This window comes from Methylomonas rhizoryzae (assembly GCF_008632455.1).
GTDB classification, from domain to species: domain Bacteria; phylum Pseudomonadota; class Gammaproteobacteria; order Methylococcales; family Methylomonadaceae; genus Methylomonas; species Methylomonas rhizoryzae.
This window is the reverse complement of record NZ_CP043929.1, coordinates 146,225-165,067: the sequence shown is the minus strand read 5'-3', so window position 1 is coordinate 165,067 and position 18,843 is coordinate 146,225. Positions and strand designations below refer to the sequence as shown.

Below are 18,843 nucleotides of genomic sequence, written 5' to 3'. Positions count from 1 at the left end.
AACTCATATTGAAAATTTAAAACTCCAAAATCTGTATAGAGGAATAAATCGATGTACCCATTTTGGTTCAAGCTAGCAAACGTTTTAATTTTGTGGACATTTGTGTTTCCATCCATCTCAATTGCCTCAACAGCAAGTTGCCAATCTGCGCAGCTTAAAGCAGTAGCCACTTTATGCAAGAAAGCATTTTCATGCGAGAGTACTTACACAAAGAAACCTGGCAAAGACCCGCAAACCACCAAAAGAGATAGCTGTATTCTTAAAACCAAAGACAAATTTGTCAGCAGCTGGGATAAGGTATTAGCCAAAGAAGCAAAAAAAGGGGTTCAGTGCACATTATCCGACAGTGGCAATACGCTAGTGGCTGGTGAAATTCTCGATATAGAAACTTTGTTGTCCGACTTTAAAATCGGTTGGGATTCATCCGATACAGCTAGCAATTCTCTCTACTCCGGTTTATTGTCTGCCGCTGGCACACATTGCACATCGGCATTGACTGCTCATGCAACCAACGCCGCCAAGGCCAATGCAGACAAGCTCGCCTCAGCCCTGTTAAAAGCGCAAAACAAGTTTATCGCCTCTGCAAACGCCAAAATAAACAAGGCGACTGCCAAGGGATTTAGCTATTCAGGGCTTGAATCATCCGCAATAGCCACATCGATGCTTTCATTTGTCGATGCCGTTGTAACTGAAACGGGTGGAGTGAATGCTGGTGGAAATAATGGTGGCAGCACCTCGATTAAAGCCGTTTCTGCCAGCTTAGGGAATGAACACAGCTGCTTCCTGTTGAGTAATCAAAAAGTTAAATGCTTTGGTTACTCCATTGGAGGGCGGCTTGGCCTTGGCTTCATTTTTGATTTATTTACAGACGATGACTCTCTGGGAGTCGGCGATCACCCAAAAGAAACAGCAAATACTGTCCCCTATGTTAACTTGGGAACAGGACGCACCGCCAAGGCAATTGGTTCCGGCTACGCTCATACTTGCGCCCTTCTCGATAACAATGATGTAAAGTGTTGGGGTAGCAATCTATCCGGTGAACTTGGCCTGGGCTCTTTCGGCGATATTGGATTCAATAACAACGAAATGGGCGATAACCTGCCCTCTTTGGATTTTGGCGTTAACCAAAAAGCTATTCAGTTATCAGTAGGTGGCGACCACAACTGTGTCCAACTGGACAACAATTCATTAAAGTGCTGGGGCAATAATTTGTGGGGAGAACTTGGTAACGGTTCCGATAATCAATCAGTTGGCAGCCAACCTGGGCAAATGGGAGATGCGCTGAAGGCAACCGATTTAGGTACGGGGCGAACTGCCATGCAGGTTGCGCTTAGCCAAGCGGCTCCCGATTCAGCCCATTCCTGCGCTCGACTGGATGATGGCAGTGTCAAATGTTGGGGTAGTGATGATCATGGCCGTCTAGGCATTGGTTTGTTCGACCCCCACGAATTCATCGGTAATATTGGTGATGAACCGGGACAAATGGGCGACAACCTGCCTGCCGTAAATCTCGGGGTAGGCCGCTCTTCAGTTCAATTGGCGGCGGGCGCACTGCATAATTGTTCGATCCTCGATAATAACCAGCTAAAGTGTTGGGGCGCCAATGAATCAGGGCAATTAGGCCTTGGCGACACCCAAGACCGTGGTACCGACGTTGTGTCGGAAATGGGCGACAATCTACCCGCTGTCAACTTAGGCGTGGACCGCTATGCCGTTGAAATTGCCCTAGGAATAACCCATTCTTGTGCCCGGTTGGATAACGGAACCGTCAAATGCTGGGGAGCCAACAGCTTTGGCCAATTGGGACTGGGCGATACCAAATTTCGTGGCCGCTTATCAACCGAAATGGGCGATAACCTGCCTACAGTCAACTTGGGAGCCGGTCGCACTGCCAAACGAATCTTTGCTGGCGGCAATCACAGCTGCGCATTGTTGGACAATGACGCTATGAAATGCTGGGGCGCAAACACTAACGGGCAACTTGCTCTAGGCGACAGCGAAAACCGCGGCGATCAAGCAAACGAAATGGGTGGCAGCCTGCCAGCTATTGATTTTGGTAATAAATAGATTTCGGCTGCCTTCTCCAGCGGTAGCCGGCATGGTAGTCAGCTCTTGCTGGCGCAGTTAAGCTAGTTGTCGCTTCGAAGTAAAGATTATGCAGCCTATCTGGTCCTGGTTGGCGTTGTTTTGGATTTCGGCGCGATACGAACTGAGATGCGCCGTATGGATGCTGTTCAAGTTATGGATGTCTTTACTGCACGACGAGATCTTGTGCGTGGGTTTGTTCGAAAAGCGCCTTGCGTTGTGCCGACACGTCCCAAAGGCGGCGGATCGGTTTACAGGGTTCCTTTGTATGCTGATGATGAAGTCATCCATTCGATTTGGCGGATTGCCGAGCGGCATCCGCCCCGAACGGTTTCCGAAATTGTCCAACGATTTGGCCGCTTAAGACACCCTATATATCGTCAACGTCACCAACGATTGTTGATATGGCACCAGGCAGGAACCCTTCCAGCGCCTGTACACGACCTTGGCCCACGGCGTGGAATTTCGCCGACCGGTTATGCGGGTGACCCATACCGACATATCCACCGTGGCCTTGGCCGATGGCACGGTGCTGGAACAGTCGCCGTCCGACGCTCGCTGGGCCGGCGCATACCGCGTGCCTTTCGTCACCGAGCCACAGCCAACTTTTTACCAACGGCATTTTTATCTGATGCCGGGGTTGTATAAGAAAGACAAAATTCGCACGCGCTATCAATATCAAGACATGATGACACCCTATGAAAAGTTCCGCTCATTGCCCGAGGCGGAAGCCTATCTCAAACCGGGAATCACGTTGGAAAAATTGGACGCATTTGCCACCTAAGCAATTTTCATACCCCCTTCTCTCAGGCTCATGTCTGGATTGGAAAATACTTTTGCGACTTACCCCAAGGGTTAACGCGTTTTCGGTCTACTGTAAATTTGCGACACGAGCATTGAACGTTTGACGGAAAGAGTGTGGCCGCGTTGAATTACGCGGCCGCCGGTAGGCGCTATTTCGAAATCGTCAGCGTGGGCGCGCCGCGTTGCGCGAGCTCGGTCATGGTCATTTGAAACAGCTGATGCAACAGACGGAAGCCTTCGCGATTCCATTGGTAGCCGGCCTCCGGGGCGATGGCGTAGTAATTGCCTGCGTATTCGACGTAAAGCGAGTCATCGTTCGGTGCGTCTTCGGTAACCGAAATGCCCAGCGTGTGAATCGGGTTTTCTTTGACGTGCGGCGTGGCCTGCAGCTTTTCGACGGGATATTCGGATTCGTCGTCTATGCCCCTACCCAGAAAATTCACGACATTGTAAAAGCTGCGCAAGCGGAAAAAACCGTGTACCGGCACTTCGCCGCCGGGATAGTCCGAACGGATGTCGACCATGACATCGTTGAGCAAGCCTTTATCCGCTTCGTCGTTCAAGGCGATACGTTGTGCGTTAGTGAGGGATTGCGGATCGTAATTGGTTATCACGGTATGGCCGATTAAGCGTTTGGTTAAGGTTAGCCGCTTGCCGGCGGCATCAAAATCGAGGTCGTATTCTTTTTGCAAGCCGGCGAATTGTTCCGCAGCCAACGTATCCGCGGGAATATGCCAGCTTTGCTCGAATTGCAAAGGTTCTACAAACAGGCGGTGACGGTCTTGGACGGTGGATATTTGCGTAACTAGCTGGCGAAAGCGTTTGTAGCCTGTTTTATCGCTCGGTTTGTTGTAGAAAACGGCGTCTTGTGCTTCGGTATTCCCTTTGAGGCGCAGTTCTCCGGCCAGCAAACGCAGCACCAGATCTATATCCGCACCCTGACGCAGTAACATGGTCAGCTTATGCTCGTGAAAGGGTGTGAGCAAACGTTGGGTAAACTCCTCGCCTTCTATCGGGACGATGCTGATGGTCGGGTTTTCCGAAACGGTGCCGCCGAAAATAGGGGTCAGCAACGAGCCGGATTCGCCGGTCAAGGCCGGCGTGGCGCCGGCGTTGAATTGAAAATTAAAGGTGGCGGCGATGTTGGAGATGCCGGTGAAATGCAGCGGTTGGTGCTGATGAGCGCGGGCGACATTCAACAACAGCTGTTGCGATTGAATATCGGAGGTACTCTGGTCGTAGGCCATCACTGCGTTATTCAACGCTATCGGCGACAGGCAGCCCGGTAAAACGATCGCAGTTGCAAGTGGGCTGAGCCAACGTAAAAGTTGGCTAATTATGGGGATTTGCCTGGGATTTGGCATATATAATTCCGGCGAATGGTTTTAGGCGGCATTGTAGCGTAGGCGCCGGGTCGGCCGAGCGGTCAGGCCGACGGCGCGATTGTTTTCGCAGGCTTTGCCCGCCGCAACGATAGTAATGACTTTAGTCACGGCACAATGGCGAAATCACTATGTCCGGAAACATCAACGCTTTGCGGGTTGCTTTAACTTTAAGCCTGTTTGTTCGGGTATCGCCGGTTGTTGCGCAAGACAATACCGCTACTACAGCCATCGTGCTGAAAGCGGATAAGCAAGGCCACTTTACCGGTAGCGCCAGGATCAACGAGGTGGCCGTGCCGTTTATGATCGATACCGGGGCGACGCTGACGGTAGTGCCTATGCAACTGGCCTCTAAGGCTCGTTTGCCCTACGGCGCGCAAGTGGAGGCGCATACCGCAGGCGGCCGGGTTTTCAATAAATCGACCGTGATCGGCAGTCTGAAATTGGGCGATTGCGAATTGCACAACGTCGATGCCCATCTGAGCCAACATCTGTCCGAAGTGTTGATCGGCATGAATGTACTGAAGTCCTTCAAAATTAATCAAACCGCCGATAGCATGACGCTGACACCGAATGAGGCGATGCAAACCGAGGCGCAATCCAAGACGACCGGATCCGCGCCGTCTGCGCCGGTCGACCAAAGACCGTCATCGCCGATTACCAAGCAGGTGATGTGCGACCGGAACCAGCGCTGTATTACCCGCTTTAGCAACTAAGCGTGCTTAACGGTGACGGCGCAAGCGGCGAATCAGTAGTTTTTCCAGACCGACGCTTAGGTAGATCGTCAAACCGACTGCGGCAATCAGACGCCATTCGTCCGAGCCAATGGCGGCGGTGCCGAATAAGGCTTGCATCGGCGGCCAGTAGGTAAACAGGGCTTGCAGGGCGGCCATGAGCGTGACGCCGCCGAGCAGCCACGGATTGGAAAACAGGCCGACGCGCAGCATCGAATAGTGTAGGGAGCGGCAATTGAACAAGTAAAACAATTCGCCGACTACGAACACGTTGCTGGCGACGGTGCGGGCTTTTGCCAACGGTTCGCCTTGCTGCAATTCCCATTCGAACAGGCCGAACGCCCCGGCCAGCAGTAACAGGCCGACGATGACAATACGCAGTATCAATTGACCGGTCAGTATGGGTTGGCCCGGCGAGCGTGGCCGGCGCCGCATCAAGCCGGGTTCTTTGGGTTCGAAGGCCAACATCAAACCCAGCAGTACTGCGGTAGTCATATTGATCCACAGAATTTGCAATGGGGTAATGGGCAAGGCGACGTTGGCGAATACCGCCACCATGATGACCAGGCCTTCGCCTAAGTTGGTCGGTAAGGTCCAGGCGATGAATTTGACCAGATTGTCGAATACCCCGCGGCCTTCTTCGACTGCCGCTTTGATGGTGGCGAAATGGTCGTCTGTTAGAATCATGGCGGCGGCTTCTTTGGCGACCTCGGTACCGCCCATGCCCATGGCAACGCCGATGTCGGCTTGGCGCAGTGCCGGGGCATCGTTGACCCCGTCGCCGGTCATCGCTACTACCCGGCCGTTGGCTTGCAAGGCTTTGACCAGCAGCAGTTTTTGTTCCGGCGTAATGCGGGCGTAAATGTCGCATTGCTCGACCCGGCGCCGGTAAGTTTCGGGGGCGAATTGCGCCAATTCCGCGCCGCTGGTCACTTGATCGGTTTGGCGCATGCCCAGGCGTTTGGCGATGGTTTGCGCGGTCAGAGGGTGGTCACCGGTGATCATTTTGACGGCGATACCGGCTTGGTAGCAGGCGGCTATTGCAATAGCCGCCTCCGGGCGGGGCGGATCTATCATGGCCTGCAGGCCGAGCAGGCCGAGTCCGCCGGCGACTTGTGCATGCTCCAGGGTGCGGTCGCCGTGTTCGACCCGGGCCAGCGCCAACACCCGTAAGCCTTGAGCCGCCAAGAACTCGGCTTGGCGGCGGACGGCGGCGTGTTCCAGTGCAACCGGTTTAAGTTCGCGGTCCAAGCTGTGATCGCAACGCTCCAGCACGCTTTCCAACGAGCCTTTCAGGTAAATGTGCTGCACGTCGTCGCGTTGGTTATGATGCAAAGTGGCCATGAACTGCCGTTCCGATTCGAACGGAATCGCGTCCAGGCGCGGATGTGCGTCACATACCGGGCTATGGTGCAGGCCGGCTTTATGGGCCGCAACCAGCAAGGCAGCCTCGGTCGGATCGCCTTCGATACGCCAGCAGTCGAGGTCCGCATAGATCCGCGCATCGTTGCACAGCAAACCGGCTTTCAAGCATTCCATTAAAGCCGGATAGGCGCGCGGCTCGATGCGTTGACCGGCAAGCGAGATAGCGCCTTCCGGGGTATAACCGCTGCCGTCGACGTCGAACAACTCGCCGCCGGCATAAACCGCCTGTACGGTCATTTGATTCTGCGTCAGGGTGCCGGTTTTATCCGAGCAAATCACGGTGGTACTGCCCAAGGTTTCCACGGCCGGCAGTTTGCGTATGATGGCGTTGCGTTTGGCCATGCGCGATACCCCTATGGCCAGCGTGATGGTGAGGGCCGCCGGCAGGCCTTCCGGGATAGCGCCGACCGCCAGCGCCACCGAGGCCATGAACATGTCCAGCCAGCTTTCGCCGCGCCAAACCCCGACCGCAAAGGTAGCTACCGCAAATCCGACGATGACCCACAGCAGCCATTGACTGAAGGCGGTCATCTTGCGGGTTAACGGGGTTTCGAGGGGTTCGGCCCCGGCGATCATCCGGTTGATGCGGCCGATTTCGGTGCAATCGCCGGTAGCGACTACAACGGCAATGGCGCTACCGTAGCTGACCAGCGTGGACGAATAGGCCATGTTGCTGCGGTCGGCCAGCAACGTAGCGGCGGCTAACGCTTGCGTTTGCTTGTCTACCGGTACCGATTCGCCGGTAAGCGCGGCTTCGTCGATACGCAGCTCCCTGCATTGCAGCAGCCGCAGATCGGCCGGGATGCGGTCGCCGGATTGCAAAAACACAATGTCGCCGGGTACCAGTTCCGTGGCGCTCAATGCGCGGCGACGGCCGTCGCGCAACGCGGTGGCGCCCGTATCCAGAGTGCGGGCCAGCGCGCCTATGGCCTGCAAGGCATTGCGTTCCTGCACGAAGCCTATGAGGGCGTTAACGATGACCACCCCTAAAATCACGCTGCTGTCCGTCCATTCGCCCAACAGTGCCGTGGTTGCGGACGAGAACAACAGAATATAAACCAAAGGCTGTTGAAACTGGCTCAACAGCAGGCGCCACGCGCCTTTGCCGCGAGCCGGCGTCAAGCGGTTGGGGCCGTGTTCGGCTAACCTGCGCACCGCTTCGGCGCTGTCCAGTCCGCTGTCGGCGGATACGGCGAACTGTGCCGCTACGTGCTCGGCCGATAAGGCGTGCCAGTCAATTTCGTGGTTTTTTTGCATCGTTAGACGGTCATCCGCGCAGTGAAAAAAGACTCAGCGTATTATCCGACATCCATTGCCGAAAATTCGAAGCGAAAGGGACAACCAAGATGGGGTTGTAGATAAATATGGGGAAAACGCTGGGTGTTCCGTCGCCTTTTCTTATTACGGCAAGTGGCTTATCCCTTATTCCCACGCGCTACGCTCAGCGTTATACATAAGTGCCAAAAATATTTATGGATCAACAGGGTTGCCAAGCGACAACAGCGTTGATTTTATCGGACCGAACCGTCCGATTGCGTATCTCTAATCGAATCAGTTAACCTGTTAGCTAGCCTTGACAGTATTTGCGAATCAGCTCACTATTTCAGCTGAATGACATCATTCGGATTATTGACATTTATAATTTTTTCGTGCGCCTTTGGCAACGCCGCAAGCTAATCAAACAAACAGGGATCATACGATATGAAGAATGCCAACTCCTTATCGGCGCTTGTCGGTGCTATCGCAATGATTCTGGGCGGGTCAGCGCCGGTAGGGGCGACCGTGGTACTCGGCGGCACCGGCCTGGTCATCGACAGCCCGGCCGTCATCGGCGACAGCGCGCTGGCTATTCTCCCTTCCGGTCTGGGAAACACGGGCAGCTTATTCTTCCAAAACTCGATGGTTCTAACGAATCCAATCTCGATTTTCAGCGGTGCCACGGCGAATTTCCAGACTTTCGCGCCTACTGTCGAATTATCCGGCGAGATCAGCGGCGCCGGCGCCCTGTCCAAACAACTGGCGGGAACGCTGATATTGTCGGGCACCAATTCATACTCGGGCGGCACCACCGTCAATGCCGGCACCATCGCAGTAACAAACGACGTTGCATTGGGCAGTGGCGCGGTAAAGTTGGCAGGCGCTACGCTCCGCGCCTTGGCGACCACCAATCTGAACAACGCTTTTGAGCTAACCGGGAGCAATCTGATCGCCGCGGCCGCCGGCACGACGCTCACGCTTGATAATATTCAGACTATCGCGCAAGCCGCCCAAACCCGGATAGGCATGGCCGGTGCCGATGGCACGGTCATCCTAGCCGCCTCACCAACGATTAACTCAGAATTGTTGCGGACCACCAGCGTGGACGTTTCCGCCGGCTCACTTAAACTTGGGAACGCACCGGCGGGTGCGTTGCTAAGCAATCTTAGCGTGCAAGCAAAGGCTGCTGTTGAACTCAACGGATACGATTTAGTGTCCAGCCTTTCCGGCGGCACGGGGCATATTAGCAACTCGGGATCCAAGGCCATATTCGCGGTCGCGGGTGGAAACTTCGCGGGGAAAATCTCGGGCAATCTGCAACTCGACGCAGTGGCGGGCGACACCATCCTATCCGGGGAGATTCGCCCCGATCAGGGGACCGTGATTGACGATGGCGCCACGCTGACGCTACAAGGCGAAGGCACGTTGACCGGCCCGGTCGAAAACAACGGAGCATTCGTCATCGACACCCCTTTCGACATCCGCCTTGATGCGCCCATTACCGGAACGGGTTCAGTCAACAAGCAAAACAGCAGCTTCCTAACCCTCAATGCCGTCAACACTTTCTCCGGCGGTTTGGATGTTGAGGGTGGGGCAATTAATTTGAAACCAGGGGCTACCCCAGGCTCCGGGCAGATTAGTTTACGGTCGGCGGAATTTCATACCCTTTCCGACACCACACTCACCAATCGGCTGTTCGTTGCAGGCACATCGGTGATAACCGCCGCTCACGGCACCATCCTACGCTGGAATCCAGCCGATGTTCATGGCGAGCAACCGGGCTACACCTTGCGCTTCGGCGATAGACTCGCGGATGGAACTATTAATTTTGGTTTCACTGATGTCGATGTTGTCGACGTTGTTGCCGGCACGGTCAGGGCTTCGGCCGCCAGCGTACAACATCATCAGATCAATCAACTGAATATCGAAGCGCAAGGAATATTCGACCTCGGGGGGAAGTCCGCCCACATCGCGCAGCTAACCGGCGAGGGTGCAATAGAAAACTCCGGTCCATATACAACGCTGTTAATCGGCACTGGGGAGTTTGCCGGTCGGATGAAAGGTGAATTTGGCGTGAACTTCGCAAACTCGCTCGTGCTGAACCATGCGGATATCGACATTTGGCAAGTCAAACTGATCGATTCCAACAGCGTCGCTATGGACGGGGGAGCCTTGACCGTGCACGACATGGACATTCAAACGCGCTTCATCCAGGGGCCGGACAGCACAGTGACGATTAAGAATCTTAGAGTCGATGCAGCCGAATCGAAAAACGTCGGGCAATACTTTCAACTCGGTGGAGAAACTCAAATCAACGACCGCTTCGAACTGGGCGTTGGAAAGCGTGGACTTTACGTATTGCAGGAAGGTACTCTGTCCTTGAACGCAGGCAAGGTTGTCGTTGGAAATTCGGCTAACGCTCAGTTCGACTGGCGCGGAGGCCGTCTGCGATTTCTCGATGACTACACGCTAACTGCAGGCGCACCGCTGCTCCCCCGGTCTCTTGCGCTTGACAACACTCAGACGCTCCAGGCCCGCAATCTGACGCTCGCCGCCGATGCACGGGTCCAACTGGATGGCTCAACGCTTAACGCAGACCAAACGTTACGCAACGCGGGAACCATCGTCGGCAAGGGCACGCTGCGAGCCGATACATTAGTGAACGAGGGTCGTATCGAATTTCTCGCCGGCCACAGCGAAGTGCATGCCGACCTCAATAATACTCAAGGACAGATCAGTCTTGCGGACAAAAGCGCGGTCACTTTTTTCGATGGTGTCGAAAACAATGGTACATTCAATGTCGAACTGGGCGCCACGGCGACTTTTAAGGGCCGGGTTAGCGGCCTTGGCGAGTTTAGCGGAGACGGCAAATCCATTTACGAAGCGGAGTTCCATGTCGGAAACCGTCAGACGTTTTTAAACCTCGACGGCACTCACGTCTTCGAGACCACCTCCATCATCGACTTTGACATTTCCGGGCCCTCCTCCGATCGCTGTTCGGATTGCTATGCACCACTGGTCTTCAACGATTCGGTGGTATTTAAAAAGAACACGCTTGAAGTGAATCTGATCGAAGGCTACGTTCCACATGCCGGCGACAGCTTCATGCTGTTCGCTTTCAACGGTACGCATATCGGGCAGTTCGGTGAGGTCGTGTTGCCTGAACTGTTCGGCAAGCTAGCGTGGGACACGAGCCGACTTGAAACCTTCGGCGAACTCAAGGTCTCGGGCGTTCCGTTACCGAGCTCGGTGTGGATGTTCATTACCTCCGTAATTCTGGTCATTCGAACTCAGGGCCGTAGATGCGGTGAGGCACGAACCGCATCATTCGCGTAACCCGCTTAAAGCTGTTCACCATGACCGATTGCCGAGGTGCTTATCTTCCCGGAACCACCTGCGTTCCCGGCCGGGAAACCAGCGCATTGGATTGGCTGGCGGATACCTTGGGCGCAAGTGCCCGCGTCCGTCCTATGTTACCGCCGGCGTTTGCTGCCTCTGTTCAACGCCGTACCTTAACCGCTGCGCCCCCAGGCCCTTTGCATCCGACCAACCCAATATTGCTCGGTAACCCACTGCCATCTAACTCGGCCCCATCCCAAAGCCGACAGCGTATCTGCGTGAATTGCGTTATTAGGCGCTAATAATGTAACCTTAGAGACATGTCACGAGTAGCTCCAAAATTGGATGTTCCGCGGAAGCACACGAGCGGAGTTGGAACGCCGCCCGGCAAGCTGTACGGAAGAGCTTTGCGTAGTCGAGCGAGTGCAGATGATTCTGGGTTGCCTGAAATGGCGAGCAGATACAAAAGGTTGTTGAGACCAACAGCGGTAAAATTGCATGCGGTTTCAAGAGTACCTACAAGTGACATAGGACACTCAACTTGCTTGCTACTCTGCAGATCGCGATCGGCAATGTCACTACCCGGAGCACCGAAACCAAGCGCCGTATCTCTCGGCTTTATGGACAGCTTTGTTGCGGAGACACTGGTGGACAAAAAATTGCCTGTGATTTTGGACAATTACTGTACCTACAAAAATGCGATGCTTGGTCAGCACAGCATCCGAACCTCCACTTCACGCGATCTCTGCCAGTTGGCTGAATCAGGTGGAAATCTGGTTCGGTATTTTGCCGCGTAAAGCGTTGCGGGGTGCGAGTTTCCAAAACATCGTAAGCCACGCCAAGCGATTGAAGACTTCGTTGCCGTATACAATCCTGCGGTACACCCTTTCGTTGGCGGAAACGAGAGGTCCGCAGTGCGCAATTACGAAATACTATCGCTAACTTACGGAATTAAGCAATAGTTCGTGTCGTCGTTATCAAGTTTCTGATAGGAAATGTAGTCAAGAGCGCTCCAGAGTCGTGTGGCGCTATAGCAGGGTGTTGAAATTTGCCTATATGCCTTCGGCTTCAAAACCATTTTTTGGTTTTGTTGGGCTTCTGGAAGCCCGATCACACCTCAAAAACCGGTTTTAGCCGGTTATATTCGCCCCGAAGGGCGTTAAATTCCGCCTTTTGGCGGATTTCAGGCGCACCACCGCCTAGGCGGTACTGTATCGCCAGCCGAAAATGGTACCCATGCGCGTCAGGTTATAGGCGGCAAAGGTAAAAATCGTTTGCGCGGCGACCTTCTTTAACCCCCGGAACTTGGTTTGGCGTAGCGGGCCGACCGTCTTGGCCCAACCGAAGACTTCTTCGATCCGCTTGCGGACGTTGAGGCTTTTCCGGTAACCCTCATGCCGTGTGGTACGTCCGTCGATGGCCGAACCTTTTTCCTTGCTGGCGACATGCGGCGTGACTTTGCGCTGGCGTAACTTGGCGACAAAATCCTGCGTATCGTAATTTTTGTCGGCGGCCAAGGTCGCGCCCGGTTTGTGGATCGTGCGTTTGACCATGGCATGGGCCGCCTCGCGTTCTGCGGTGCCGGTGGCCTGGGTGACTTCGACGTCGACGACCAAGCCATTACGGTTCTCCATCAAGGCATGACCGAGGAAAGCCAGCTGAGACTTGTCGCCCTCGCTCTTTTTGTACAACCGGGCATCGGGATCGGTGCGTGATGCGTGGGTTTCGTTGCTGCGTTTCTCGCCCTTGAAGTTGATCGTGGGATTGCGGCCGCCGTCTTCCGGCGGCGGGGTCGAGCCGTCTTTCTTCACGAAACTCTTGTGCGAGGCCCAAGCTTGGATCAGCGTGCCGTCCACCGAGAAATGCTCGTCAGAGATCAGCTGTTTCCACTCCGCCAAGGCCAGTACCCGTTCGAAAAACAAACGACTGATCCGTTCGTTGAGCAAACGGTCGCGGTTGGCGCTGAAGGTCGAGTGATCCCATACCTCGTCGTCCATCGTCAAGCCGACAAACCAGCGGTACAAGAGGTTGAAGTCGATATGCTCCACCAGTTGCCGTTCCGAACGGATGGAAAATAGCACTTGCAACAAACTGGCGCGCAACAAGCGTTCCGGCGGAATGGAATCTCGACCGCGACGAGCGTAGAACGCGTCGAACTCGTCGTTTAGCGTGGCGAGCAACAAGTCGACCACTTGACGCAGCTTGCGTAGCGGATGCTTTTTGGGAATCCGGCTTTCCAGGGTTCGGTAACTGAACAGGTCTTCTTGAGTAATGTCGGCGCCGCGCATGGGGACAGTGCAATATATTGGAGATAGAACTATTTTATCATTTAGAACAATACTTTATGATTTACCAACACATCTGATTCAACCAGCCAATGCGGGTTACAGGGGAGATAAAATCAACAGCCTGATAGTTTGGGAGTGAAGAACACTCTTTATAATTCATTACAATCAAAATATTTGAACAATAGGGGTAATTATGGGTATATCTATTCCGAAGCCAAGCAAACTAAATGTTTTAGCGAGAATTTATAATGCGATACCTGTAACTTCTATTGTTGACGTGGGCGTCAGAGAATGTACCGGAGAATTAATTCAATGTTTTCCAAGTAAAAAACATTATTTATTTGAGCCAGTAAGTCTTTTCTTCAAGGATATTGAACGGAACTATAGTAATATTAATTACCAGTTATTTCCGATTGCCTTGTCCAATGAAAGCTCCCAAATTTATTTAATTCTAACTTCATTACATAAAGATGGGAAAGTTACTCACAGTAAGATTAGTACTCAATCGGTATCGATTGACGGCAAAGATGTCGTTGATTGTTTGCCGATCGACGTAAAAAGATTTGATGCATTAGCGTTAACATCAACTATAGATCCTAATTTTTTACTAAAAGTTGATGTTGATGGTCAGGATTTGAATGTTATTAAAGGCTTTGGGTCAAAACTAAGCCTCGCGTCAGTCGTAATTATTGAATGCACTTATTTGAGCGCAATAGAACGAATGGGGTATCTGCAAAGCAATGGATTTCAGCTAATTGATATAGTTGATATTGTTTATTATGGGCAATCATTGTATCAGTTTGATGCTGTTTTCGTACGTAAAGATATGATCACTGTTGATTTATGTCCATCCATTTCTGCTTTTAAACGTGAGCTCTGGCAGCCTTTACAATTTTGATCATAAGTTTATGAAAGTTTTCATTGTCTGAAGTTTCCAAAAAATAATCAAACTACTGCATTAACCGCCAGCGGTGTATTAATGCCTGAATCCGTGACTTTAAAACCCAAAACCACTAAAACTCATTGAAATAAAATACGAAAACTGGTTTTTAAGATTTCACCTAAGCCGGTTGGAAAATAACCTACATTCAATGATTTATAGATGAAATCACGGATTCAGGATATTGTCAGCCCTTTTATTCGGAAACTATTACAAAAGTGGCTGAATTTAAAATTACATTCCATGCAATCGAGTTTATACCCCCAGCAAATCCCTCAAAAGCACTACCTATCGAACTAAACATCGAACCAAAACTAAACGACTCGAAGTACGAACCAATATCTTCGAGCGCGAAAGTCCCCGTCGGATCGGTAAACATCACCGGGTTGCCGTTGGCGTAAGTATACACATTGGTGCCGCCTTCCAGGCCGATCAGATCCGGTTGCAGGTAGCGGCACGTCGCCTAGCCAGTTGCGGGCGCTACCGTTGCCGGCCTGTTCGTAAATCAAGCGGCCGTCAGTGTCGGAGACATAGCGGGTTTGCCCGGCCCCGTTGGTTTTCAACAGCCGGCACGCGTTCCACCTTACGGCCTTGATTTGGGAGCGATATTCGATTTTTGGGAGTGCTTTTGAAAAAGCTTTTTTGATAGCTCGCCATCGATTGGAGTATTGATCATCACCAGATGGCAATGTCCAAATGGCGTGCATGTGATCCGGCAAAACAACCCAGGCGTCGATATGAAAGGGCTGTTGTTGCCGAGTTGCGCGGACCGCTTCCCGTAATTCGGCAATATGCTCGATCAACAATGCCGATTTTCGCTCAAGCAAATTAACCGTGAAAAAATAAGTCCCGCCCGGAATGCGATTGCGTCGATAGTTTGGCATGGAACAAGTTTATTTCATTCGGCGGATGACGCAAGCTTATCCGCCCTACGGCCCTATTCACGATATTTTAATTCTCCTAAAAGGATATATATGTGTTTAAAACGTGAAGAAAAATACTTAGAATGGTTCTTAAAAACCGCAATTCTATCCTATATATCCCTTATTTTAGCCAATATTTCCTTTGCCAAACCTATTGAAGGCCTATGCTTGAGCGCACTTGGCCAACGGCCTGTAGCGCAACGGAGCGACGATGAATACGACGAACTGTCGGTTACCAGCAGTCCGCTAATGGTCGAATACAAAGATAACGGCAAGACCTACTATCTCGTCGCCGGCAGACACCACGTCGCCCTTCAAGACGATCAACACAAGGTATTGCAAATTGCGTCGGCACATCAGGACGAAGGTCGGATCACCAAGTTAAAAGTCGGCAAGGGGTACTTTATCGTGGAAGGTGGCACGGACTATATCGGCTCGCTCACTCCTCCCTACATCCAAACCAAGGAATTCGTCAATCTGGAGTTTATTGCCGGCGGCAAACCCTACCGATTTTTGACGAAAGGCTTCCCTGAATATGGCATTTATGGCTTTTTGGGGTTATTTGATGGCGAAGGTAAACAGGTAACAAGCGTTCCCATCTTTTCGGCAGACCCTGTGAATGGCAGCGAATATTATACCGTCTGGAATCTGGCGCTAACCAAAGACGGTTGGTTGTGGGTGGATGGCAGCGATACCGATTATCTGGTGCCGGTCGATACTAGCACTGCACCACCAACCATCGGTGAACCGCTGGAATTATCCGCGCTGCTCGGCAACGAATGTTTGCCGGGAACCGGCTTTTTTTACACTGCTTTGGTTCCAGCGGCTATTACAGCCGAACGCTGGAGAGGGTTTTCGTCTATAGCATCCGGCGCTCGTTTTTCGGCTTATTACCGGCGACGGCAGTAGAAATCGTCAACGGCCAAGCCAGACTCCTGCCTCCGGAATTAGCCGATGCCATTGCCAAACAAGCCGAGAAATCCGTTCTAAGTCCACCTTTTCCCTGGGGTCATCTTAAGGTGAATTTCAAGGAATTACCTTCGTTGGGCGGCGTAGTGTTTGAAGGAGCAGATGGAGAAGCGCTGTTTTATGACGGAAAAAAAGTAAATTCCTTATTCGATAAAATAAAAAACGAAAAAGTTTTGAATTGGTTTGTCATATCGGAGAGGACAATTTTAATTACTGCAGAAAAAAGGCGCTTACTAGGCGAGCTAACTCCTGATCTCAATGTTTCAATTACTCCTGAACCTGATGATTTTAAATATTTTCCTCGTCTGCTTGGAAGGATATTTAGAACGCCTGATTTAATGTTTTGGATGGGCAATTATGCGATTGGTATTGGGGATGGCAAAATCATTCGCCCTATTATTGTATCGTCAACACCTACCTCTTTAGGAAATGTTGGTTACGCAGCGAACGCTATGGAGAATTTTCTCGTTTTTGAAACAAAAAACACTACAACCGGAAAACGTAAGGATTATTTCATCGTTCGAGATACGCCAAACTCTCATTGCGTAGCAAAACTCGATCCGGATAAGCCTATCGATCTTAGTATAAAGAACTAATAGACTTTTTTTATTAGTTATATAGCCACTGTTTTTATCATTAAAGGAATATTGTCATGGCAAATTACGATCCTATAGAACTTATAAAACTGTACTTATTCGGTACCAAAACACCATCCGCCGAAGATTACAACCTACATATTCGTCCTTGGAACACAAATATTACAGGTACGCCGAGTCAGGTAAGCATTCAATACGACATGCAGGATTATATGTTTAGCGGCGCTGGTCGTTATGCCTATCCCTCTTTATTCAAAGCCCGCGTAGGTACGATTAGCTTTGCGTAATCGTACGAATGTTTGGATTTTCATTCCTCCGATTACGCTTCGCTAATCGGACCTACGGCCCTAAATCCCTCGAAAAACGCGGCAACCGCTTCAAGGGCATAAGTCCCCGTCGGATCAGTAAACATCACCGGGTTGCCGTTGGCGTAAGTATACACATTGGTGCCGCCTTCCAGGCCGATCAGGTCCGGCTGCAGGTAGCGGCCGGTGCGGGGCGAGAAGTAGCGGGTGTGGTTGTAGTGCAGACCGGTGCTGCTGTCGTAGTATTGGCCGGGGTAGCGCAGGTTGAACGTCACCTTCGCACCGTCGCCGTCCGGGTCTTCCTGGGCGACGGGGCGTCGCCGTAGGGCGCAAACGGCCAGCTCCACACCGGCTGGCTGAGATTGCCGGCGGCACGGCGCAGATAGCGCGGGGTGTTGGCGAAGTCGGTTTCGATGTAGTAGATCGCGGCCAGGCTGCCGTCGGCTTTTTGGTCGCACGGCCAGCGGCACGTCGCCCAGCCACACGTAGTTGCGGGCGCTGCCGTTGCCGGCCTGTTCGTAGATCAAGCGGCCGACGGTGTCGTAAACGTAGCGGGTTTGCCCGGCTCCGTTGGTTTTCAACACCTTGTGGTCAATTTTTGAGATTTTGTATTCTCGGACAGGCTTCTAGTAACCTTAATTAGAAAATCCAGGCGCTTAAGGCGTAGGGCATACCAAATCGCCGCGGCTTAGCACCGTGGCGTCGCAGACGATGCTGTTGGCGGACGATGCACGAATATCGCTACGGGCGCCGAAGGACAGCATCAGGTCGGTCGCATTGCCGCTCAGGGTGGCATTCAACAAGGTAGCCATACTGCCGTTATCGGCGAAAAAGCCGGCGCCGCCGTTGCCGCTGCCGGTCAACGCCACTTGGTTGACCATGGTGAAATTGGAAGCATGCAATGCGGCTACGCCATTGCCGCCGTTATCGTGCACGCGCAAGGTGGTGCTGCCCGGCGCGCCGGAAAACGCGGTGGTATTGAACAGCGTCATCACCGACGATTCGGCCAGCTGTACACCGTTAGCGCCGTTGTCGTAGCTTTCCAGTACGGACGCGGCATCCAAATCCAATCCCGCTTTGGAATTTACCGATACTCCGTTGCGGCCGTTGCCGCTGGCGACGATGCTGCCGCCAAAAGACACCAGATGGGAGCCGGACACCACAGTCAAACCGGTACTTTGATTGTTGGCGGCGGTGATTTTAGCGCTGGGGTCCGCTAAAAACCCGCTGGCCGCAGTACCCAGTTGTACGCCCAACAAGTTGTTTTGCGCGACGATTTGGCCACGGCTGACGGTCAGGCCGGAACCGCCGTTCACGTTGATGCCGAACACTTGATTGTGTTCGCTGGTGAATAAACCGGTTATCGTGGCGGAGGAGGTGTTTTCGACGTCCAGGCCGCTGACGATATTATGATCGGCCGTGACGTTGCTCAGCGTGACTTGGCCATGCGCATCCACCAAAACGCCGATCAAGCCGTTGCGCACGGCCAAATCCACCATTTTGACGTTTTGCGCGCCGCGCACCGTGACGGCGTTTTGTTGCTTGCCGTCGATAACCGCCGTTCCTTGGCCTTGCAGCACGATGCCGTCGGTATCGATGACGATGGGGCCGCTACAGGTACCGGTAAACAGGATGGTTTTCCCTTCATGGCTGTGGGCAAGCGCTTTAGCGAGCGATGCGCCGCGGTCGCAGTCCACCACTCTTTGCGCAAAGACGCTAGGCGACAAACTCAGTGCAAGCAGATAAGCCGGAAGTAGGGCGTATTTCATTGACATGGTGGAACTCCTAAGTTGTAA

General features: G+C 52.6%; 15 protein-coding genes. 8 read left to right on the top strand and 7 right to left on the bottom strand.

Features of this window, described 5'->3' with window-relative positions:
- Window positions 1–51: 51 nt before the first annotated feature.
- Both F1E05_RS00720 and F1E05_RS20780 read left to right on the top strand, forming a co-directional pair.
- Window positions 52–2,067, top strand: coding sequence for an RCC1 domain-containing protein (locus F1E05_RS00720; RefSeq protein WP_150046087.1), 2,016 nt, complete (start codon window positions 52–54; stop codon window positions 2,065–2,067).
- 475 nt (window positions 2,068–2,542) lie between these two features.
- Window positions 2,543–2,869: a hypothetical protein gene (locus tag F1E05_RS20780; protein WP_150046086.1), complete on the top strand. Its 327-nt coding sequence runs from the start codon at window positions 2,543–2,545 to the stop codon at window positions 2,867–2,869.
- A gap of 169 nt (window positions 2,870–3,038) precedes the next feature.
- Here the strand turns inward: F1E05_RS20780 and F1E05_RS00710 are convergent, their stop codons facing one another.
- Entirely contained in the window at window positions 3,039–4,151 is a 1,113-nt protein-coding gene (locus tag F1E05_RS00710) for a hypothetical protein (protein WP_232056732.1), read from the bottom strand.
- A 251-nt stretch (window positions 4,152–4,402) separates the two neighbouring features.
- On the opposite strand from F1E05_RS00710, the gene F1E05_RS00705 reads away from it, so the two are divergent.
- Entirely contained in the window at window positions 4,403–4,987 is a 585-nt protein-coding gene (locus F1E05_RS00705) for a retropepsin-like aspartic protease family protein (protein WP_150046085.1), read from the top strand.
- A gap of 6 nt (window positions 4,988–4,993) precedes the next feature.
- Here the strand turns inward: F1E05_RS00705 and F1E05_RS00700 are convergent, their stop codons facing one another.
- Window positions 4,994–7,687 carry a cation-transporting P-type ATPase gene (locus tag F1E05_RS00700; protein ID WP_150046084.1) on the bottom strand — a complete coding sequence of 898 codons (2,694 nt, stop codon included), beginning with the start codon at window positions 7,685–7,687 and terminating at the stop codon, window positions 4,994–4,996.
- Window positions 7,688–8,131: 444 nt separating this feature from the next.
- On the opposite strand from F1E05_RS00700, the gene F1E05_RS00695 reads away from it, so the two are divergent.
- Entirely contained in the window at window positions 8,132–11,023 is a 2,892-nt protein-coding gene (locus tag F1E05_RS00695; RefSeq protein ID WP_150046083.1) for an autotransporter-associated beta strand repeat-containing protein, read from the top strand.
- A gap of 1,202 nt (window positions 11,024–12,225) precedes the next feature.
- Here the strand turns inward: F1E05_RS00695 and F1E05_RS00685 are convergent.
- The gene (locus F1E05_RS00685) at window positions 12,226–13,314 is read right to left on the bottom strand and encodes an IS5 family transposase (RefSeq protein WP_150046082.1); all 1,089 of its coding nucleotides are present in this window, start codon (window positions 13,312–13,314) and stop codon (window positions 12,226–12,228) included.
- Window positions 13,315–13,507: 193 nt separating this feature from the next.
- Between F1E05_RS00685 and F1E05_RS00680 the strand changes: the two genes are divergently transcribed.
- Window positions 13,508–14,212: an FkbM family methyltransferase gene (locus F1E05_RS00680; protein WP_150046081.1), complete on the top strand. Its 705-nt coding sequence runs from the start codon at window positions 13,508–13,510 to the stop codon at window positions 14,210–14,212.
- Window positions 14,213–14,450: 238 nt separating this feature from the next.
- On the opposite strand, the gene F1E05_RS20805 is transcribed toward F1E05_RS00680, so the two are convergent.
- Together F1E05_RS20805 and F1E05_RS20800 are read right to left on the bottom strand one after the other, a co-directional pair.
- Entirely contained in the window at window positions 14,451–14,681 is a 231-nt protein-coding gene (locus F1E05_RS20805) for an RHS repeat-associated core domain-containing protein (RefSeq protein WP_408631331.1), read from the bottom strand.
- Window positions 14,569–15,138 (bottom strand): REP-associated tyrosine transposase, encoded by a 570-nt coding sequence (locus F1E05_RS20800; protein WP_408631322.1) that lies wholly within the window; start codon window positions 15,136–15,138, stop codon window positions 14,569–14,571. The genes F1E05_RS20805 and F1E05_RS20800 overlap by 113 nt, the downstream gene beginning before the upstream one ends.
- 90 nt (window positions 15,139–15,228) lie before the next feature.
- Here F1E05_RS20800 and F1E05_RS00665 point away from each other — a divergent pair, with 90 nt between their 5' ends.
- The 3 genes from F1E05_RS00665 (at window position 15,229) to F1E05_RS00655 (ending at window position 17,029) form a co-directional block, all read left to right on the top strand.
- Complete coding sequence (locus F1E05_RS00665; protein ID WP_150046080.1) at window positions 15,229–16,086, top strand: hypothetical protein; 858 nt, start codon at window positions 15,229–15,231, stop codon at window positions 16,084–16,086.
- Between the two features lie 134 nt (window positions 16,087–16,220).
- Entirely contained in the window at window positions 16,221–16,742 is a 522-nt protein-coding gene (locus F1E05_RS00660; RefSeq protein WP_232056731.1) for a hypothetical protein, read from the top strand.
- Window positions 16,743–16,798: 56 nt separating this feature from the next.
- Complete coding sequence (locus F1E05_RS00655) at window positions 16,799–17,029, top strand: hypothetical protein (protein WP_150046078.1); 231 nt, start codon at window positions 16,799–16,801, stop codon at window positions 17,027–17,029.
- 32 nt (window positions 17,030–17,061) lie between these two features.
- On the opposite strand, the gene F1E05_RS00650 is transcribed toward F1E05_RS00655, so the two are convergent.
- Both F1E05_RS00650 and F1E05_RS00645 read right to left on the bottom strand, forming a co-directional pair.
- On the bottom strand, window positions 17,062–17,631 hold the full coding sequence (locus tag F1E05_RS00650; RefSeq protein WP_232056730.1) for an RHS repeat-associated core domain-containing protein: 570 nt from the start codon (window positions 17,629–17,631) through the stop codon (window positions 17,062–17,064).
- 72 nt (window positions 17,632–17,703) lie between these two features.
- Entirely contained in the window at window positions 17,704–18,822 is a 1,119-nt protein-coding gene (locus F1E05_RS00645) for a right-handed parallel beta-helix repeat-containing protein (protein ID WP_150046077.1), read from the bottom strand.
- Window positions 18,823–18,843 lie beyond the last annotated feature (21 nt).